The 19297-nt window shown below is 65.4% G+C and carries 15 protein-coding genes; 12 read left to right on the top strand and 3 right to left on the bottom strand.

Annotated features, from left to right (window positions below; translation table 11 throughout):
* Positions 1-619 precede the first annotated feature (619 nt).
* The 3 genes from ACFDR6_RS10825 to ACFDR6_RS10815 all read left to right on the top strand — a co-directional run bounded on the left by ACFDR6_RS10825 (position 620) and on the right by ACFDR6_RS10815 (position 6548).
* Positions 620-3697: an Rne/Rng family ribonuclease gene (locus ACFDR6_RS10825; protein ID WP_375858242.1), complete on the top strand. Its 3078-nt coding sequence runs from the start codon at positions 620-622 to the stop codon at positions 3695-3697.
* Between the two features lie 101 nt (positions 3698-3798).
* Positions 3799-5295, top strand: a complete 1497-nt coding sequence (locus tag ACFDR6_RS10820) for an amidase (protein WP_212085700.1) — start codon at positions 3799-3801, stop codon at positions 5293-5295.
* A 20-nt stretch (positions 5296-5315) separates the two neighbouring features.
* Complete coding sequence (locus ACFDR6_RS10815) at positions 5316-6548, top strand: NAD(P)/FAD-dependent oxidoreductase (RefSeq protein ID WP_375858241.1); 1233 nt, start codon at positions 5316-5318, stop codon at positions 6546-6548.
* Between the two features lie 72 nt (positions 6549-6620).
* Here ACFDR6_RS10815 and ACFDR6_RS10810 read toward each other — a convergent pair whose 3' ends face one another.
* The 3 genes from ACFDR6_RS10810 to ACFDR6_RS10800 form a co-directional block, all read right to left on the bottom strand.
* On the bottom strand, positions 6621-7955 hold the full coding sequence (locus tag ACFDR6_RS10810; protein ID WP_212085704.1) for a dicarboxylate/amino acid:cation symporter: 1335 nt from the start codon (positions 7953-7955) through the stop codon (positions 6621-6623).
* A gap of 83 nt (positions 7956-8038) precedes the next feature.
* The gene (locus ACFDR6_RS10805) at positions 8039-8596 is read right to left on the bottom strand and encodes a biotin transporter BioY (RefSeq protein ID WP_317243941.1); all 558 of its coding nucleotides are present in this window, start codon (positions 8594-8596) and stop codon (positions 8039-8041) included.
* An 89-nt stretch (positions 8597-8685) separates the two neighbouring features.
* Complete coding sequence (locus ACFDR6_RS10800) at positions 8686-9873, bottom strand: pyridoxal phosphate-dependent aminotransferase (RefSeq protein WP_317239671.1); 1188 nt, start codon at positions 9871-9873, stop codon at positions 8686-8688.
* Between the two features lie 194 nt (positions 9874-10067).
* Between ACFDR6_RS10800 and ACFDR6_RS10795 the strand changes: the two genes are divergently transcribed.
* From ACFDR6_RS10795 to ACFDR6_RS10755, 9 genes are all read left to right on the top strand, one after another.
* Positions 10068-11468: a M48 family metalloprotease gene (locus ACFDR6_RS10795; RefSeq protein WP_212085714.1), complete on the top strand. Its 1401-nt coding sequence runs from the start codon at positions 10068-10070 to the stop codon at positions 11466-11468.
* A 129-nt stretch (positions 11469-11597) separates the two neighbouring features.
* A complete protein-coding gene (locus tag ACFDR6_RS10790) occupies positions 11598-12365 on the top strand; it encodes a DsbA family protein (RefSeq protein WP_212085716.1) in 768 nt (255 codons plus the stop codon).
* Between the two features lie 210 nt (positions 12366-12575).
* Positions 12576-13451, top strand: a complete 876-nt coding sequence (locus ACFDR6_RS10785; RefSeq protein WP_375858240.1) for a DUF1236 domain-containing protein — start codon at positions 12576-12578, stop codon at positions 13449-13451.
* 227 nt (positions 13452-13678) lie between these two features.
* Positions 13679-14146 carry a type II 3-dehydroquinate dehydratase gene (gene aroQ, locus ACFDR6_RS10780; RefSeq protein WP_247316808.1) on the top strand — a complete coding sequence of 156 codons (468 nt, stop codon included), beginning with the start codon at positions 13679-13681 and terminating at the stop codon, positions 14144-14146.
* A 37-nt stretch (positions 14147-14183) separates the two neighbouring features.
* The gene (gene accB / locus ACFDR6_RS10775; protein WP_317239675.1) at positions 14184-14672 is read left to right on the top strand and encodes an acetyl-CoA carboxylase biotin carboxyl carrier protein; all 489 of its coding nucleotides are present in this window, start codon (positions 14184-14186) and stop codon (positions 14670-14672) included.
* 80 nt (positions 14673-14752) lie between these two features.
* Complete coding sequence (gene accC / locus ACFDR6_RS10770; protein WP_212085725.1) at positions 14753-16111, top strand: acetyl-CoA carboxylase biotin carboxylase subunit; 1359 nt, start codon at positions 14753-14755, stop codon at positions 16109-16111.
* Positions 16112-16218: 107 nt separating this feature from the next.
* Positions 16219-17745, top strand: coding sequence for a sensor histidine kinase (locus tag ACFDR6_RS10765; protein WP_375858239.1), 1527 nt, complete (start codon positions 16219-16221; stop codon positions 17743-17745).
* A complete protein-coding gene (locus ACFDR6_RS10760) occupies positions 17742-18182 on the top strand; it encodes a response regulator (protein ID WP_212085729.1) in 441 nt (146 codons plus the stop codon). Before ACFDR6_RS10765 ends, ACFDR6_RS10760 begins: the two co-directional genes overlap by 4 nt.
* The gene (locus tag ACFDR6_RS10755; RefSeq protein ID WP_375858238.1) at positions 18179-19294 is read left to right on the top strand and encodes a sensor histidine kinase; all 1116 of its coding nucleotides are present in this window, start codon (positions 18179-18181) and stop codon (positions 19292-19294) included. The genes ACFDR6_RS10760 and ACFDR6_RS10755 overlap by 4 nt, the downstream gene beginning before the upstream one ends.
* The last annotated feature ends 3 nt before the right edge of the window (positions 19295-19297 follow it).

The following is a 19297-nucleotide window of genomic DNA, read 5'->3' as shown; positions in this document are numbered from 1 at the left end:
GACTGTGACCGCCGTGCGACGCTCCCTTGCACGTATGGCTCATTCCTCGTATGTACGGAATGCTGACGGCCGATATTTCCGGTTGTGTCGCATTCAGCCTCCCGGTGCATCGCCGGAACTCTCAAGGTTTGAGAATTCCAGCGTTTTCCGTTTCCCTCTAAGACCAGCGCGGTGCGCGGCAGCGAGTGGAGCGGGTCAAGCGTCGGCGGCGGACGGTCCTGGGTTACCACTCGCGTTACCGGGACGGTTCTGACAGCGACCTAACCCATTACCCGGTCCCTTGATCCCAAGGGGGCGGTTCGTGATCCCCAGGGCGAGCGCGCTCGCGCCATGCCTGGCCAGCAGCAACTGATTGAAGGGCGGCCTCGCCGCCCAACGTTTCATACGGGCCGACGCTTGATGCGCCAGACTGTGCCGACGAATTCTAAAGGACCATTCGCGACGCTGCGGAGTCAAAATCCCGCGCGCCGCCATGGTCCTGAAGCTTCCGGTCCGGCAAGGCGCGAGAGACGGCGTTTCGGCCTTCCCCTCACCCCCGAATCAGGTGGACCGTCGCGTCACCCGGCGGCGCGATACGCGCCCACGGTGAATCGCGCCCGCCGCCGCCAAGAGTTAAGACATGCCCAACAAGATGTTGATCGATGCCACCCACCCGGAAGAGACCCGGGTCGTCGTGGTCCGCGGCAATCGCGTCGAAGAGTTTGATTTCGAGACCGCGCAACGCAAGCAACTGCGCGGGAATATCTACCTCGCCAAGGTCACGAGGGTCGAACCCTCGCTCCAGGCCGCGTTCGTCGAGTACGGCGGCAACCGCCACGGCTTTCTCGCCTTCAGCGAAATCCACCCCGACTACTACCAGATCCCCGTCGCCGACCGGCAGGTGCTGATCGAGGCCGAGGAGCAGGCCCACCGCGAGGCCGAGGAGGAGAGTGAGAATCGCTCCCACGGGCGCCGGCGTTCGCGCCACCGCAACTCACGCCGCCGTAGCCATGGCGAACGCGTCCGCAGCGACATCGTGGAAGGCGCCGATCCCGCGGCCCAGCCGGTCCAGGGCGAGGCCCTGCCCGAAGGCGCTTCGCACGAAGGCGAGCACCTGCACGCCGACGCGGAGCATCACGGCGAGCATGAAGGCCACGATCATCACGATCACGACCACGAAGGACATGATCACCAGGGACACGATCAGCAAGGACATGATCAGCAAGGACATGATCAGTCAGGACATGGGCACGACGACCATCACGCCCATGGTGACGATCACCGCGACCATGATCATGCCGACGAGACGCCTGCGCCTGTCGCCGCCATCGGCGCCGAGCCCGTGGTCGCCACCGGGGTTGTTGCCGAGCCGCAAGAGGTTGCCTCCGACGCACATGCCGAGGATCTCGCCGAGGCCGTGACATCGGCAGCCGAGCCGGCCGATGCCGTGTACGCCGCCGGCGAGAGTGCCGGGGCTCCGCATCACGAATCCGAAGCGGCTGCAGGAGACGACGAGGCCGAGGACGACGAAGACGACGAGGAAGCCGAAGACGAAGTCGTCGAATCCGTCGGCGGAGACGACGTGCTGGAGGAAGTGCCGGAGCGCACCTTCCGTCCGCGCCGCCAGTACAAGATCCAGGAAGTCATCAAGCGCCGCCAGGTGATGCTGGTGCAGGTCGTCAAGGAAGAGCGCGGCAACAAGGGCGCGGCGCTGACGACCTACCTGTCGCTCGCCGGCCGCTATGCCGTGTTGATGCCGAATACCGCACGCGGCGGCGGCATCAGCCGCAAGATCACCAGCGCCCAGGACCGCTCGCGCCTGAAGGAAGTGGTGCAGGATCTCGACGTGCCCGAGGGCATGGGCATCATCCTGCGCACCGCCGGCGCCGCCCGCACCAAGCCGGAGATCAAGCGCGACTTCGAATATTTGATCCGGATGTGGGAGACGGTGCGCGACCTGACGCTGAACTCGCAGGCCCCGACCCTCGTCTACGAGGAAGGCTCGCTGATCAAGCGCTCGCTGCGCGACCTCTACAACAAGGAGATCGACGAGATCCAGGTGGCGGGTGAATCCGGCTACCGTGAAGCGCGCGACTTCATGAAGATGCTGATGCCCGCCAATGTCAGCGCGGTGAAGCAGTATCGCGACGGCCAGCCGCTGTTCTCGCGCATGGGCGTCGAGAGCCAGCTCGACGCGATGTTCTCGCCGACCGTGCAGCTGCGTTCCGGCGGCTACATCGTGATCAACCAGACCGAGGCGCTGGTCTCGATCGACGTCAACTCCGGACGATCGACGCGTGAGCATCATATCGAGGACACCGCGCTCAAGACCAATCTGGAGGCGGCCGAAGAGGTCGCCCGCCAGCTTCGCTTGCGCGACCTCGCCGGCCTGATCGTCATCGACTTCATCGACATGGACGAGAAGCGCAACAACCGCGCGGTCGAGCGCAAGCTGTCCGATTGCCTCAGGCAGGATCGCGCGCGCATCCAGGTCGGCCGTATCTCCCATTTCGGCCTGCTCGAGATGTCGCGCCAGCGCATCCGCGCCAGCGTGCTCGAAAGCTCGACCGATCCGTGCCCGCATTGCGGCGGCACCGGCCATGTCCGCTCGGTGTCTTCCGTGGCGCTCCAGCTGCTGCGCGGCCTCGAAGAGATCCTGATGAAGGGCGCGACCCACAATCTCGTGGTCCGCACCCGCACCGACGTCGCGCTCTATGTGCTCAACCACAAGCGCGGCCATCTGCGTGATCTCGAGAACGGCTTCAAGGTCACCCTCTCGGTTATCGCGGATACCAGCGTGAGCGGGCCGCAGGCCTACCTCATCGACCGCGGCGAACAGGTGCATACGCTGGAGGCCGCCAAGGCGCTGCTCGTGGCGCAGGCCGCCGCGAGCCCGCCGCCCCTGGCCGAAGAAGCTTACGACGACGAGGAGTTCGATCCGGAAACCGAATCCGAGGTCGAGACCGAGGAAACCGAAGGCCTCGCCGAGGAGCAGGCCGCAGGCGACGCCGCCTCCGATCAGGACGGCCAGCGCCGCAAGCGCCGCCGTCGTCGCCGCGGCCGCGGTGGCCCGCGCGACGGCGAGTTGCGCGAGGATGGCGCCCCCACCCTTCCCGAGGCGGCCGTGGCCGCCGGCGAAGGCGAGGATGATGCCGAGGCCGAGCAGGACGGCGAGGAAGGCGAGGAACAAGCGGCCCGTGGTGAGCAGCAGGGCAGCGGCGATCGCCGCCGCCGGCGTGGTCGCCGTGGCGGTCGCCGCCGTCGCGGTGCCGGCGAGGAAGGACTTGCCGGCTCCATCGGCGACGAACTCGGCACCAATCAGCCATCGGAAGCTACCGAGGCGGTTGCCGATTTCGACGGCTTCAGCAGCGAGGCTGCGCCCTCGATTGCACAAGCCGAGCACAGCGCTGAGCCACCAGCCTCACAGCCCGAGCCGCGCGACGAGGTGCAGACCGAGGCGCCGGCCCGGCCAGAACCCGTTGCCGCGGAGGAAGAGCCCGCCGACGACAAGGCCGCACGGCGCCGCTCCACGGTCCGCGAAAAGGTGAGCTTCCTGTCGAGCAGCCCCAGCGAGCCGGCGACGCCGGTTGCGCAAGCCGCCGAGCCGGTCGCCCCGCCGACGCCGACCGTTGAACCGGCGCCGGAAGCTGCAAGCGAAACGCCGGCCGCGCCGCGCCGCGCCGGCTGGTGGTCCCGCCGCTTCGGCGGCGGCGAATAAAGCCGAACAGCCCCTGCAAAACGCCCGGCACCGCCGGGCGTTTTTGTTTCGCCGTTGTTCCGATGTGCTAAGCCGTTTTCGCAATCAGAAAGGGACCGGCATTGTCCGAACTTTGCGATTCCGGCGCCGTCGAGCTGCGCCGCCTCTTGGCTGCGCGGGCGATCTCGCCCGTCGAGCTGCTGGAGTCCTGCCTGTCGCGGATCGCCACCGTCAATCCCGCCGTCAACGCGGTCGTGACGCTGGACGAGCCGGGCGCGCGTGCCGCTGCCAAGGCGGCCGAAGCCGCTATCCTGCGCGGCGAAGATCGTGGCGCCCTGCACGGCCTTCCCGTTCTCATCAAGGACACCCAGGACACCGCCGGGATGCGGTCCACCTATGGCAGCCCGCTGCTGAAGGACAACGTCCCAGCCGCCGACCAGGGCTCGGTCGCGCGGCTGCGCGCCGCCGGCGCCGTCATCTTCGGCAAGACCAACACCCCGGAATGGGCGGCCGGCGGCAACACCCGCAATCCCGTGTTCGGCGCGACCGGCAACCCCTTCGATCCCATGCGCTCGGCGGCCGGCTCCTCCGGCGGCTCGGCAGTGGCGCTCGCATGCGGCATGGCCCCGCTCGCCTCGGGCTCCGACACCGGCGGCTCCTTGCGCAATCCGGCCGGCTTCGCCGGCATTGTCGGCATGCGTCCATCCTACGGACTCGTCGCCAGCGAAAAACGTGCGTTCGGCTGGTCCAATTTGTCGACCGACGGGCCGATGGCACGCAACGTCGCCGACACCGCGCTGATGCTGTCGGTGATGGCGAGCGATGATGCCCGTGATCCGCTCGCCTATACGCTGCCCGGCGAGCCCCTGCGCGCGCGCGCCGAGCGCTGGGCCGCCCCGCGCCCCGCAGAGCTCGGCAGGCTGCGCCTCGCCTTCACCGAGGATTTCGGCTTCGCTCCGACCGAGCAGGCGATCCGCCGCGTGTTTCGCACGCGCGTGAAGAAACTTGCGTCTCTCTTCGCCGAATGCCGCGAGGCGACGCCGGATTGCTCCGGCGCCGACGACGCTTTTGCGGTGCTGCGCGCGGGCATGTTCCTGGCGATGCACGGCAAGAACTACAAGGAACGTCCCGAGATGCTCGGCCCCAATGTCCGCGCCAATGTCGAGGAAGGGCTCGGCTACGCGCTCGAAGATCATGCGCGGGCCACGACGACGCAGACGCGGATCTATCGCGCCTATCAGAGCTTCTTCGAAACCTGCGACGTGCTGATCAGCCCGACCATCACGCTGAGCCCGCGGCCGTGGTCCGAGCCTTATCCGGCGGAGATCGACGGCGCGCCGACCAAATCCTACTTCCACTGGCTCGCGCTGGCCTACGCCGTCACGCTTCCCGGCCATCCCGCCATCAGCATTCCGCTCGGCGTCGATGAAGCCGGCCTGCCGTTCGGCCTCCAGATCGTCGGTCCGCGCGGCGGCGACGCCATCGTGCTGTCTGTTGCCGCGAGCATTGAGGCAGCCTTCGCAGGCGATGCGCAGATGTGCCGGCCGGTGCCTGACCTGGCACGGCTCGCCGCAGCACCGGCTCTATCGTCTGCTCCCGGCTTCCTCACTTGGGAATAACCGACAGGAGAATTCATCCGATGCAAAGCGCAATCGTTCTCGGCGGCGGCATGATCGGCGTGAGTGCGGCGCTGCACCTGCAGCAGCGCGGCTGGACCGTCACGCTCGTCGATCGCAGGGAGCCCGGCCGCGAGACCAGTTATGGCAATGCCGGAATGATCCAGGCCGAAGCGGTCCGCCCCTATCCGATGCCGCGCGATCTTGCGACGCTCCTCAAGATCGCGACCGGCCGTACCAACGACGTTCGCTACAGCCTGTCGTCGCTTCACCGCCATGTCGAGCCCCTGCTCCGCTATTGGTGGCACTCGGCGCCGAAGCGGCATCGCGAGGCGATCGAGGCCTGGGCACGGCTGATCGCCTACGCGACCGCAGAGCACGACATCCTCATCCGGCAAGCCCATGCCGACAATCTGATCCGCCGCGCCGGCTATCGCATGCTCCACCGCGATGCCGCTTCATTCGATCTCGCGGTCAAGACGGCGGAGGAAGATCAACGCGAATTCGGCGTGAGTTTTCGCGTGCTCTCCGGCAGCGAGCTTGCCAAGGCCGAGCCGATCCTGCGCGACGATCTCCCCGGCGCGATCCATTGGCTCGACACCTGGACCGTGTCCGATCCAGGAGCGCTCGTCACGGCGTATGCCGAGCTGTTCGAGCGCCTCGGCGGCAGCATCGTTCTCGGTGACGCCCAGAGCCTGCGGCAGACCGGGACGGGCTGGTCCGTCGATACCGACCAGGGGCGCCTCGATGCCGCCCATGCCGTCGTGACGCTCGGGCCGTGGTCGCCCGATCTGCTGCACAAGTTCGGCTATCGCATTCCGCTGGTGCGCAAGCGCGGCTACCACATGCATTACAGCGGCGGCGCCTCGCTCGATTTGCCTCTCGTCGACAAGGGCGGCGGCTATGCGATGGGACCCATGGCCAAAGGCATCCGCATCACCACAGGAGCCGAGCTAACGAGTCCCGACGCGCTCGCAACGCCCGTGCAGCTCGCCAGCGCGGAAGGCTCCGCACGCGAGCTGATCGACCTCGGCAAGCGCGTCGAGCCCGATCCGTGGTTCGGCACCCGCCCCTGCACGCCCGACATGCTCCCGGTGCTCGGGCAAGCACCGCGCCATCCGGGCCTCTGGATGAATTTCGGCCACGGCCACCAGGGCTTTACCCTGGGACCGGCGACGGGGCGCCTGCTCGCCGAGATCATGAGCGGCGAGACCCCGGCGATCGATCCGGCGCCTTATCGGCCGGAGCGGTTCTAGTCCCGAAAAGAAAGGGCTGATCGAATCTCGATCAGCCCTCCACTCTCGAAGCCTGACGATGCAGTATGCAGGTCAGTCCGTCGTGATCGCCGTCTCCATGTCGGTCGGATCGATCTCCTTGGCGAGGTTGGCGTTGAGCTTGTCGCGGTCGAGCTCGCCTTCCCACCAGGCGACGACCACGCAGGCGACGCCGTTGCCGCACAGATTGGTCAGCGCACGGCACTCGCTCATGAACTTGTCGATGCCAAGCACGATGGCCATGCCCGGCACGAGGCGCGGATCGACCACGGCGAGCGTTGCCGCCAGCGTGATGAAGCCCGCACCGGTGATGCCGGAGGCGCCCTTCGATGTCAGCATGGCCACGACCAGGATCGTGGCCTGCTGGCTGAAGGAGAGATCGAAACCGAGCGCCTGCGCGATGAAGAGCGTCGCCAGCGTCATGTAGATGTTGGTGCCATCGAGGTTGAACGAGTAACCCGTCGGCACCACGAGGCCGACCACCGACTTGGAGCAGCCGAGCCGCTCCAGCTTCTCCATCAGCGATGGCAGTGCGCTTTCCGAGGACGAGGTGCCGAGCACGATCAGCAGCTCGTCCTTGATGTAGGCGAGGAACTTGAAGATCGAGAACCCGGCCATGCGCGCGATGAGGCCGAGCACGACGAACACGAACAGCGCCGCGGTGACGTAGAACGTGGCGATCAGGCCGATCAGGTTGAGGATCGCGCCGGTGCCGAACTTGCCGATCGTGTAGGCCATCGCACCGAACGCGCCGATCGGCGCGGCGCGCATCACGATGGAGATGACACCGAACACGGCGTGGGCAGCATCGTCGATGAAGCTGCGAATGGTGTGACCGCGGTCGCCGAGGCTCATCAAGGCAAAGCCGAACAGCACCGAGAACAGCAGCACTTGCAAGATCTCGCCTTGCGCGAAGGCACCGACCACCGTGTCCGGAATGATGTGCAGCACGAAGTCAACGGACTTCTGACCGGCGGCCTGCTTGGCGTAATTGGCGACGGCCGCCTCGTTTGCCGCGCCACCGCCGAAGCCTGCGCCCGGCTTCACCAGATTGCCGATGACGAGGCCGATCACCAGTGCGAAGGTCGAGACGACCTCGAAATAGACCAGCGCCTTGACGCCGATGCGGCCGACCTTCTTGGCGTCCTGGATGTGGGCGATGCCCGAGACCACGGTGCAGAAGATGATCGGGGCGATCACCATCTTGATCAGCTTGATGAAGCCATCGCCCATCGCCTTGATCCAATCGTTGGTCGCGAACGACGGCCACAGCCAGCCGACGATGGCACCAAGCACGATGGCGATCAGCACCTGGACGTAGAGAACCTTGTACCAAGGCTTTGCTGCGGGCGGCGCGACCGGCGCATCCGCCATCGTTGTCGTCGTCATCGTTTCACTCCCCTCAAACACTCGGGCCAGCCAAGATCAACTTGGCCGGCCCTGTCAATTCACACTGCTGGTTGTAGCGCGTCTTACCTGCGGCGATCGACGATCCGGCGCGCTGCCGGCATCAACGCCGCGCCCAGCGCGTTCTTGACCAGCGAAGCCGCAATGAACGGCAAGATGCCGACCTGCCAGGCCTTCGCAGCGCCCAGACCGAGTCCGAACGCCAACCAGCCGAACCCGGCGGCGAGAATGACGACATGGCCAACGGCCATCGCCGCAAACAGCAGCACCACGCTGCGATCCCAGCCGCGCTCGGCGAGCCAACCGGTCGCGAAAGCGGCCGCAACGAAGCCGAACAGATAGCCTGCGGTCGGCCCAACCAGCGGCGCAATTCCACCCACCGGTCCGGCAAACACAGGGAGCCCGAGCGCGCCTTCGGCGAGATAGGCGATCATGGTTGCGCTGCCAAGGCGCCAGCCATAGGCAGCGCCGATCATCAGCACCACCAGCGTCTGCAACGTCATGGGCACGTAGGGTAGCGGCAGGTTGATCTTGGCCGACAGCGCCATCAGCGCCGTACCGAGCGCAACCAGCACGATCGCGCGCACTGTGCCGACGGTTTCGCCGGGCCGGGTCGGCCACATCAATGCGGCGAGAGGTGAATGCGTAGCAGCAGCAGGCAAGACAGATCGGTCAGACAAGATGAACTCCGGAAGTCGTCGACAACTGGCGGCTATTTAAGCCAGTGAGCGATCCGGTCAACTGCCTCGCGCATCTCCCCGGGCGAGCGCGCATAGGAAAGACGAATGAACGCGCGGCCGTGAACGGGATCGAAATCGAGGCCGGGCGTTGCCGCAACGCGCGCCTGCTCGAGCATCTGCTTGGCAAACTCGAAACTGTCGGAGGTGAAGTCCGAGACGTCGGTATAGAGATAGAATGCACCGTCGGCCGGCAGGAACTTGGCGAGGCCGGCTTTCGGCAATCCCTCGATCAGGATCCGCCGGTTTTCCTGATAGCCGTGCTTGATCGCCTCCATCTCGGCCGCACCGTCGAAGGCGGCCTCCGCTGCGATCTGCGACAGTGACGGCACCGAGATCGACAGGTTCTGCTGCAGCCGCTCGATCGGCCGCACCAGGATTTCCGGTACGACCATCCAGCCGACGCGCCAGCCGGTCATGCAGAAATACTTCGAGAACGAATTGATCACGAGCGCGTGCTCGGAGAGCGCGGCGGCGGTGACGGCCGGAAACGCATAATCGAGCCCGTGATAGATCTCGTCCGAGATGAAGCGGATGCCCGCGTCTTCGGCGGCCGCAATCAGGCCGGCGAGCGCATCGCGGGACATCATCGTGCCGGTCGGATTGGCGGGACTGCCGACCAGCACGCCCTTCAATGGCGCCTTGCGATGCGCCGCGAGCAATGCCTCGCCGGTGAGCGCGTGGCGCGTCTCGTTCGTGGTCTCGATCAGCACCGGCTCGCAACCGAGCGCGGTGAGGATATGACGGTAAGGCGGATAACCCGGCACCGTCACGGCAACGCGGTCGCCCGGCTCGAACATCGACAGGAAAGCCAGGATGAACCCACCGGAGGAGCCGGTGGTCACCACGATCCGCTCGGGGCTGACGTCACAGCCATAGGCATCGCGATAATGGCGCGCGATGCGCTCGCGCAGGCTGGGGATGCCAAGCGCGGAGGTATAATCGATCCGTCCGGCCTCCAGCGCCGCATGGGCGGCCGCAATCGCGGTTTTGGGGGCGCCGGCCGCGGGCTGGCCGACCTCCATGTGGATGACATGGCCGCCAGCGGCCTCGATTCGGGCCGCCGCGGCCATGACGTCCATCACCATGAACGGGGGAACATCGCTCCGGCGGGAGGGCTCGAGCCACTGCCCCAACCGGTTCCTCAAGGTCGCATCGTGCATCGATTTCTGCTATTTCGCTGGCGGACCGGCGCGACCGGTCCGAAAAACGGGGCGCTTGCGCCCCAGACTGGCCGCATTGTACGGCTCATAAGGGGAACGGCTCACAAGGGCATATCGCGTATCCGGTCCGCCGCCAATCGCCAAAACCAATCACGAAACTGCTTTGATCAAGACCGTTTGACCCAGACCGCCTGATGTTGCTCCAGATCGCATTGCGCAAGAAGGCCTCCACCCTCACCGCCCTGGTCACGGCCGCGGCGATCGCGCTGACGCCGTTCTCGGCCGCGCGCGCGCAGGCCAAGGGGCCGCCGGTGCTGCGCGACACCGAAACCGAGCAGCTGCTGCGTGAATATACCCGCCCGATCCTGCGCGTTGCCGGTCTGGAGAAGCACAACATCCAGATGGTGATCATCAACGACGGCTCGTTCAACGCGTTCGTCGCGGACGGCCGCCGCATCTTCGTCAATTGGGGCGCGATACTCCAGTCGGAAACGCCGAACCAGATCATCGGCGTGCTCGCGCACGAGACCGGGCATCTGGCGGGCGGCCATCTCTCGAAGCTGCGCGAGCAGCTCGCCACGGCCCAGACCCAGATGATCATCGCGATGCTGCTCGGCGCCGGAGCGATCGCCGCCGGCGGCACCCAGCGCGGCAGCGCGGGCAGCAACGGCCTTGCCAATGTGGGGGCGGCCGCGCTCGCGGCGCCGCAGGAGATGATCCGCCGTTCGCTGCTGTCCTACCAGCGCCAGCAGGAGGAGAACGCCGACCGCGCCGGCGTAAAGTTTCTGACGGCGACCCAGCAATCGCCCAAGGGCATGTACGAGACCTTCAAGCGCTTCACCAGCGAGAGCCTGTTCGCCGCGCGCGGCGCCGATCCCTATCTCCAGTCGCATCCGATGCCGGCCGAGCGCGTCGCCTCGCTCCAGGAGTTCGCAAGCTCCAGTCCCTACTGGAACAAGAAGGACGACCCCGCGCTCCAGCTCCGCCACGACATGGTGCGGGCGAAGATCTCCGCGTTCATGGAGCGGCCGGAGACGGTGTACCGCCGCTATCCCCAGACCAACGACAGCATGCCGGCGCGCTATGCCCGCGCCATCAGCACCTATCTGCATGGGGATTTGCGCAGCGCGCTCGCCCAGATCGACGCGCTGATCCAGGTCCAGCCGAACAACCCGTACTTCTACGAGGTGCGCGGCCAGGCCTTGCTGGAGAGCGGCAAACCGGCCGATGCCATCGCTCCCCTGCGCAAGGCGGCGCAGCTCTCGAACAACGCGCCGCTCATCGAGATGTTACTTGGGCAGGCTCTGGTTGGAACCGATAATAAGGCCTACACGGACGACGCCGTTCGGATTCTCCGCGCCGCGGTGGCACGAGAGCCCGAGGCCGCGCTCGGCTATACCCAGCTCGCGATGGCCTATGGCCGGAAGGGAGACTATGCCGAGGCGGATCTCGCGTCGGCGCAGGCCGCGTATTTGCGCGGCGACAACAAGACCGCCCGCGAGCTTGCCACGCGCGCGAAAACCCGTTTCGCCGTCGGCACGCCCGGATGGGTCAAGGCCGACGACATCGTGGCGGCCAAGCCGCCGCGCAATTGAACATCGTGGCGGCCAAGCCGCCATGCAGTGAAACAACCGAACGACGCCCGGCACCACGACGTCACGACATCGAGCTCAACTCCGCCGGGACGTTTTACCGAAACCTGCATTGGATAAGAGGATTTGCCCATGCCTTCGCTGCGCCTGCTTGCTCCTGCGTTGTTTGCGCTCGCCCTGTTCGGCGCATCGGCGCCCGCGTCGGCCGACAGTTTCTCCGCTAGCCAGCGCACCGAGATCGAGACCATCATCAAGAACTACCTCGTCAGCCACCCCGAGGTGCTCGAGGAAGCGATGGCCGAGCTGAGCAAGCGCCAGGCAGCGGCCGAAACGCAGAAGCACGAGGCCAGCGTCGCGCAGAATGCCGAGGCGATCTTCAACTCGCCGCGCCAGGTCGTGCTCGGCAACAAGGACGGCGATGTCACCTTCGTCGAATTCTTCGACTACAATTGCGGCTACTGCAAACGCGCGATGGACGACATGCTTACGCTCATGAAGAGCGATCCGAAGCTGAAGGTCGTGCTGAAGGAGTTTCCGGTGCTGAGCCAGGGCTCGGTCGAAGCGGCCCAGGTCGCCGTCGCCGTGCGCATGCAGGACCCCTCAGGCAAGAAATATCTCGACTTCCACCAGAAGCTGCTCACCGGCCGCGGCGCCGCCGACAAGGCGCGCGCGATTCAGGCGGCCAAGGAAGCCGGCCTCGACACGGCGAAAATCGAAAAGGACATCGGCAGTCCCGAGGTGCGCGCCACCATCGAGGAGAACTTCAAGCTGGCCGAAGCGATGGGCATGAACGGCACGCCGAGCTACGTCATCGGCAAGCAGATCGTGATCGGCGCCGTCGGCGTGGAAAGCCTCAGGGAGAAGATCGGCATCGCCCGCTGCGGCAAGGCAACCTGCTAATCCCACGTTCTACGATACTGAAAACACGAAAGGCCGGCTGAAGAGCCGGCCTTTGTTCTTGCCGCCGAACGTTGGCGTCTTCGTGCAAAGTCGTTCATCTGGCATTCAACAAACAAATGCCGCGGAACAGGCGAAGTTCCGGAACAACTGAAATCTCCTTTCGTTGTCGGCGCGGGCAATGACGCAAAGACCACGTGAGGAGAATTTTCGATGTTGAACCGCTTTATGATTTCGGTTGCCGCAGCCGCGCTCGTCGCCGGCACGGGGCTGGCAAACGCACAGGGTAACATGGGCCGCGACGGCGGCGGTGGCGCGGGCGGCGCGCAGATGCAGCAATCACAGCCTTCGGGTGGTGCCGCCGAACGTGGTGGCTCGACGGGTCGCGATTCCATGAGCCGTGACAAGGGCACCGTCGGCCAGGCCGGTGGCTCCAGCGAGATGAAGTCCAATCGTGCTTCGGACGACAAGCCCGGTGCCATGAAGGACGAACGGTCCCCCGGCGGCGCGATGAACAAGAACGCGGCCGAGGACAAGGCTGGCGCGACCAAGGGCCAGCGCACCGACGAACGCGCCCAGGACAAGTCCCAGCAGGACAAGTCCAAGAGCATGAGCCAGGACACCAGCAAGGACACCACGAAGTCCGGCAAGGACCAGAAGGACATGAAGGCTGAGGGCAGCAAGAGCGGCGCCCCGACCAACAACGCCGAAAGCCAGAAGGGCACCACGAGCACCAACCAGAACGCTCAGGGCCAGACGGGGACCAGCACCAACCAGAACGCCCAGGGCCAGAGCCCTACGTCGACCACGGTTGGCCAGGCCGGCGCTGGTGCGAAGCTCTCGACCGAGCAGCGGACCCAGATCACGTCGGTGATCCGCGAGCAACGCGTCGCCCCGGTGACCAACGTGAACTTCTCGGTCTCGATCGGTACCCGCGTGCCGCGCGAAGGCATTTCGCTGCACGCCCTGCCGTCCCGGGTCGTGACCATCTATCCGGAGTGGCGGGCTTATAAGTACATTATGGTCCGCGAGCAGATCGTGATCATCGATCCGGACACCTACGAGATCGTCGCCGTCCTCGACGTTTAAGGCCGGTCGCGGTTAACCTCAGGGGGCGGGCAGCAATGCCCGCCCCCTTTGCGGTTGGCCGGCAGCCATGCGCCGGACTGGTTAACAAGCGATTTCCGTGGTTTCCACACAGGTTTTTGCGCACTGGATGAGGTACTTGAACCCCTCCGGGAGGGCGTCAAGGCTTCCCCTCACGCGCATTGTTACCTATAACCCCCGCCACGCCGAGCACCTTTTCCGGAATTGGAATGGCTGAACCTGCAACCGACACGATCCTTGTCCTGAACGGGCCGAACCTCAACATGTTGGGGACGCGCGAGCCGGAAAAGTATGGCCACGCGACGCTGGCCGACGTCGAAGCGCTGTGCCGAGAGACGGCGGCAGCCTTCGGTCTCAAGGCCGATTGCCGCCAGTCCAACCGCGAGGGCGAGCTGATCGACTTCATCCACGAGGCGCATGCGCGCAAGATGAAGGGCATCATCATCAATGCCGGCGGCTATTCGCACACCTCGATCGCGCTGCACGACGCGCTGCTTGCGGTGCAGATCCCGACGGTCGAAGTGCATGTAACCAACATCCACGCCCGCGAGAGCTTTCGTCACCATTCCTACACCGCGCGCGCGGCCTTCGCCTCGCTTTGCGGTTTCGGCATCGAGGGCTACCGCCTCGCCATCCAGGGCCTTGCCGCCAAGCTTGCCATCAAGCCCAAAGCCTGAAGCTCCCTCATCAAACAGAACATTCGGATCAAAGAACATGGCGCGCCAGCCAGACGACAAAGCAGCAGCAAAGTTTTCCAGCGAGGATTCCGCGCTCGTCCGCGAGCTCGCTTTGCTGCTCGATGAGACCAGTCTCACCGAGATCGAGATCGAACGCGCGGGCCTTCGCCTGCGCGTCGCCCGCAACATCAGCGTTGCCGCGACCATGCCTATGCCGATGGCAGCTGCTGCCGCAGCGCTGCCGGTAGCCTCCGCCGCGGCTCCCGCCGCCGGGCCCGATTTGTCGAAGCATCCCGGCGCCGTCAGCTCCCCGATGGTCGGCACCGCCTATTGGGCGCCGGAGCCGGGCGCCAAGCCGTTCATCGAGGTCGGCAGCAAGGTCGCGGTCGGACAGACCCTGCTGATCATCGAAGCCATGAAGACCATGAACCAGATCCCCTCGCCGCGCGCCGGCACGGTGACGCAGATCCTGGTCGAGGACGGCCAGCCGGTCGAATACGGCGAGCCGCTGGTCATCATTGAGTGAGGGAGTGACGAATAGCGAGTAGCGAATAGTTACTCCTCCCCATTCGCCATTCGCTATTCCCCATTCGCCCCCGAGGCACCATGTTCGACAAGATCCTCATAGCAAATCGCGGCGAGATCGCCCTTCGCATCCTCAGGGCCTGCAAGGAGCTGGGCATCGCGACCGTCGCCGTGCACTCCACCGCCGATGCCGACGCCATGCATGTGCGCCTGTCGGACGAGAGCGTCTGTATCGGGCCGCCGGCATCCAAGGACAGCTATCTCAACGTGCCTGCATTGCTCGCGGCCTGCGAGATCACCGGTGCCGATGCCGTGCATCCCGGCTACGGCTTCCTGTCAGAGAACGCCCGTTTCGCGGAAATCCTGTCCGAGCACAACCTGCATTTCATCGGTCCCAAGGCCGAGCACATCCGCCTGATGGGCGACAAGATCGAGGCCAAGAAGACCGCCAAGCGCCTGGGCATCCCCGTGGTGCCCGGCTCCGACGGCGCGGTCGGTCCCGATGACGACGCGATCGGCATCGCGAAGCAAATCGGCTTCCCGGTCCTGGTGAAAGCGGCGGCCGGAGGCGGAGGTCGTGGCATGAAGGTCGCGCACAGCGAGGCCGACCTCCAGATGGCCCTGTCGACGGCGGCCAACGAGGCCAAATCCGCCTTCGGCGATGCCTCCGTCTACCTGGAAAAGTACCTCCAGAAGCCGCGCCATATCGAGATCCAGATCCTCGGTGACGGCCGCGGCGGCGCGATCCATCTCGGCGAACGCGATTGTTCGCTGCAACGCCGGCACCAGAAGGTTTGGGAAGAGGGCCCCTCGCCCGTTCTCTCCGCCGCCGCGCGCGCCAAGATCGGCGAAACCTGCGCCAAAGCGATGCGCGAGATGAAATATCTCGGCGTCGGCACCATCGAGTTCCTGTTCGAGGACGGCGAGTTCTATTTCATCGAGATGAACACGCGCATCCAGGTCGAGCATCCCGTTACCGAGAGCATCACCGACATCGACCTCGTGCTGGAGCAGATCCGCATCGCCGCCGGCGGCGACCTGCCGGCAAAGCAGGACGAGGTCCAGGTCATCGGCCATGCGATCGAATGCCGTATCAACGCCGAAAATCCCCAGACCTTCCGCCCCTCGCCCGGCCGGATCCTTCAATACCATCCGCCCGGCGGGCTGGGCGTCCGGATCGATTCCGCCGTCTACCAAGGCTACACGATCCCCCCCTATTACGACTCCCTGGTCGGCAAGCTGATCGTCCACGGCAAGACCCGCGCCGAATGCCTGATGCGGCTGCGCCGGGCGCTCGACGAGATGGTGGTCGAAGGCATCGAGACCACGCTGCCGCTGTTCCGGGCGCTGGTGCGCGAAGACGACATCATCAATGGCGACTACCACATCCACTGGCTGGAACAATATTTGGCCGGGAAGGCGGAACCCGCGCCGAAATAATCTGCCTTCCTTCGTGGAACCCTTTGGCCCCTTTCGCGTTCTGGACGGTTGGGGCCAGTTCCAAGGGGGCGTATTGAATTCCACTGAATATAGACCGGTGAACCGCCGTGATGGCTGACGCCCAGCGACGGCGCGCGTTCTGGCAGATCCTGCTGTTCTCGGCGGGCCTTGTGGTGCTGACCGTGATCAGCGCCGGCTCCGTCTATCTCGTCAACAAGGCACGGGAGGATAGCAAATGGGTGGTTCATACGATCGAGGCCGAGAACCAGATTAACGCTCTTCTGCTGGAAATCCGGCGTGCCGAGAGCACCGCCCGCGGCTACTTGCTGACGCGACGGTCGGATTTCAAGGTAGACCATGACAAAGCCGTGGCGGCGATCGTCCCCGCGCTCGATAGGCTCACACGCCTGATCGGCGACAATCCGGAGCAGCGCAAAAGCATTGAAAAGCTGAGCTCGGCGATCGAGACCCGACTCGGTCAATTTGCGCAGGAGATGGATTTTATCCGCCTGGATCAGCCGGAAAAAGCCGCTGCATTGGTGCGCGAACTCGCCTCTGCCGATACCACGGCCACGATCAGCGAAGTCGCGACGGGAATGCTTCGGGAGGAGGAGCGCCTGTTCCACCTGCGCACCGCCAACTCCGACCACAGTCAGACCACCGCCGCCTCGATGACGGGCATCGGCTCAGGCCTGGTCGTGGTTCTGGCGCTGATCTCGATCTGGCTGGTGCGACGCTCGGCAGTCGCCCGCGACGAGGCCGAGAATCGCCTGCGCGAGGCCTTCGCCAACCTCGAATCGGTCGTGGAGGAACGCACGGCGGACCTGCGCGAGGCCAACGACGAGATCCAGCGCTTTGCCTATATCGTCAGCCACGATCTGCGATCGCCGCTCGTCAACATCATGGGTTTCACCAGCGAGCTCGATGAGCTCGGCAACGACATCTTTCGCCGCATCGGCAGCCTCGCCCAAGTCCCTGCGGACGGACCGCCGCTCGCGCCCGCAGGGCCCGGCGAGATCGCGCTCGAGGGCGCCGACAAGCAGCTCTCGGAGGATTTTTCCGAAGCGCTCGGCTTCATCAAGTCGTCGATCGCCAAGATGGACCGGCTGATCTCGGCGATCCTCAACCTCACCCGCGAAGGCCGGCGCGAATTCCAGCCCGTGAAGATCGACACCAGCGAGCTGATCGAGGCGATCGTGTCGACGCTGGCGCACCAGGCCGCCGAGGCGCAGGCCGAGATCCACCTCGAGGCCCTGCCCGATATCGTGAGCGACCGGCTCGCGCTCGAGCAGATCTTCTCCAACCTGATCGACAATGCGATCAAATATCTGAAGCGCGGAGTGCCCGGAGAGATCAGAATCCGCGGGCGGACCAAGCTCGGCTATGCGATCTTCGAGATCAGCGACAATGGCCGCGGAATCGATCCGAAGGATCACCAGCGGATCTTCGACCTGTTCCGCCGCGCGGGAACCCAGGACAAGCCCGGCCAGGGCATCGGTCTTGCGCATGTGCGTGCACTTGTGCGTCGCCTCGGCGGCACCATGTCGGTATCATCGGAACTGAACGCGGGCAGCACCTTCACGATCACGCTGCCGATCGCCTGGAACGTTAGCAACCGGAACAGAGATCGATGACCCAGCCTGTCACCATCATCATGATCGAGGACGACGAGGGCCACGCCCGGCTGATTGAGCGCAATATCCGCCGATCCGGCGTCAACAACGAGATCGTCTCCTTCAAGAACGGCACGGACGCGATGCAGCACCTGTTCGGCGCCGACGGCAGCGGGCTCGTGCAGAAGGGCAATGCGCTCTTGATCCTGCTCGACCTCAATTTGCCCGACATGACCGGGATCGACATCCTGAGGCAGATCAAGGAAAACACATATCTGAAGGCTTCGCCCGTCGTGGTGCTGACCACCACCGACGATTCCCAGGAAATCAAGCGCTGCTACGAGCTAGGCTGCAACGTCTACATCACCAAGCCCGTCAACTACGAGAATTTCGCCAATGCCATCCGGCAGCTCGGCCTGTTCTTCTCGGTCATCCAGGTCCCGCCCGCCGCCCCATGAACCAGCGCACACCCACCCTGCTCTACATCGATGACGACGGTGCGCTGGCGCGCCTGGTCGATCGCGGCCTGACGCGGCGCGGCTACAGGGTCGTCCATGCCGCGAGCGGCGAGGAAGGTCTGGAGCACATCCGCCGCGCGAGTGCCCAGGGCACTATCGACGGCGGCATCGACGTGGTTGCGCTCGACCAGTACATGCCCGGCCTCGATGGGTTGGAGACGCTGGAGCAGATCATGGCGATCCCGGGGGCGCCGCCGGTGGTGTTCGTCACGGCCTCGCAGGACTCCAACATCGCGGTCACCGCGCTGAAGGCCGGCGCGGCCGACTATCTCGTCAAGGACGTCACGGGCGATTTCATTCCCCTGCTCCACGTCGCAGCCGAGGGCGCGCTGCGCCAGGCCGAACTGCAGAAGGCGCGCGAGGAAGCCGAAGCCGAGATTCATGCCTCGCGTGACCGCTATGCGGCGCTTGCCGCCGAACGCGAGCTGCTTCTGCGCGAGGTCAATCACCGCGTCGGCAACTCGCTGCAGATCATCGCTTCGCTGCTGCACCTTCAGGCAAGCTCCGCTGCGCACGACGAGGTCAAGGCGGCACTGACCAATGCGATGGGCCGCGTCGCCGCGGTCGCGCAGGTGCATCGGCGCCTCTACACCTCGCAGGATCTGAAGAGCGTGGTCCTGAACCAGTATCTCGATTCGCTGCTCGAGGATCTCCGCCGCTCTGCCGAAGGCAACCGGATGTCGCGCCTCACACTGAAAGCCGAGCCGATCGAGATCGATCCTGACCGCGCGGTCGCCGTCGGCATCATCGTCAACGAGCTGGTGATGAACGCGGTGAAATACGCCTATCCTGACGGCGCCGGCCCCATCCATGTCGAGCTGAACTCGAAGGGCGACGATCTCCTGCTGTCGATCACCGACAACGGCGTCGGCGACAACGTCAAGGCCGATCCGCGCTCCACCGGCATGGGCCAGCGCATCGTCGCGGCCATGGCATCCAAGCTCGACGCCTCGGTCGAGCGCGATCCCGCGCATTCCGGAACCCGGGTCATTCTGAAGTTCAGTCGCGTGCCGGCAAACCACGGCAAGGCCAACACCGCCGCCGCGGGTTGACCT

The organism is Bradyrhizobium tunisiense, assembly GCF_042263385.1.
GTDB lineage: Bacteria > Pseudomonadota > Alphaproteobacteria > Rhizobiales > Xanthobacteraceae > Bradyrhizobium > Bradyrhizobium tunisiense.
This window is presented reverse-complemented; position numbering and strand designations above follow the sequence as displayed.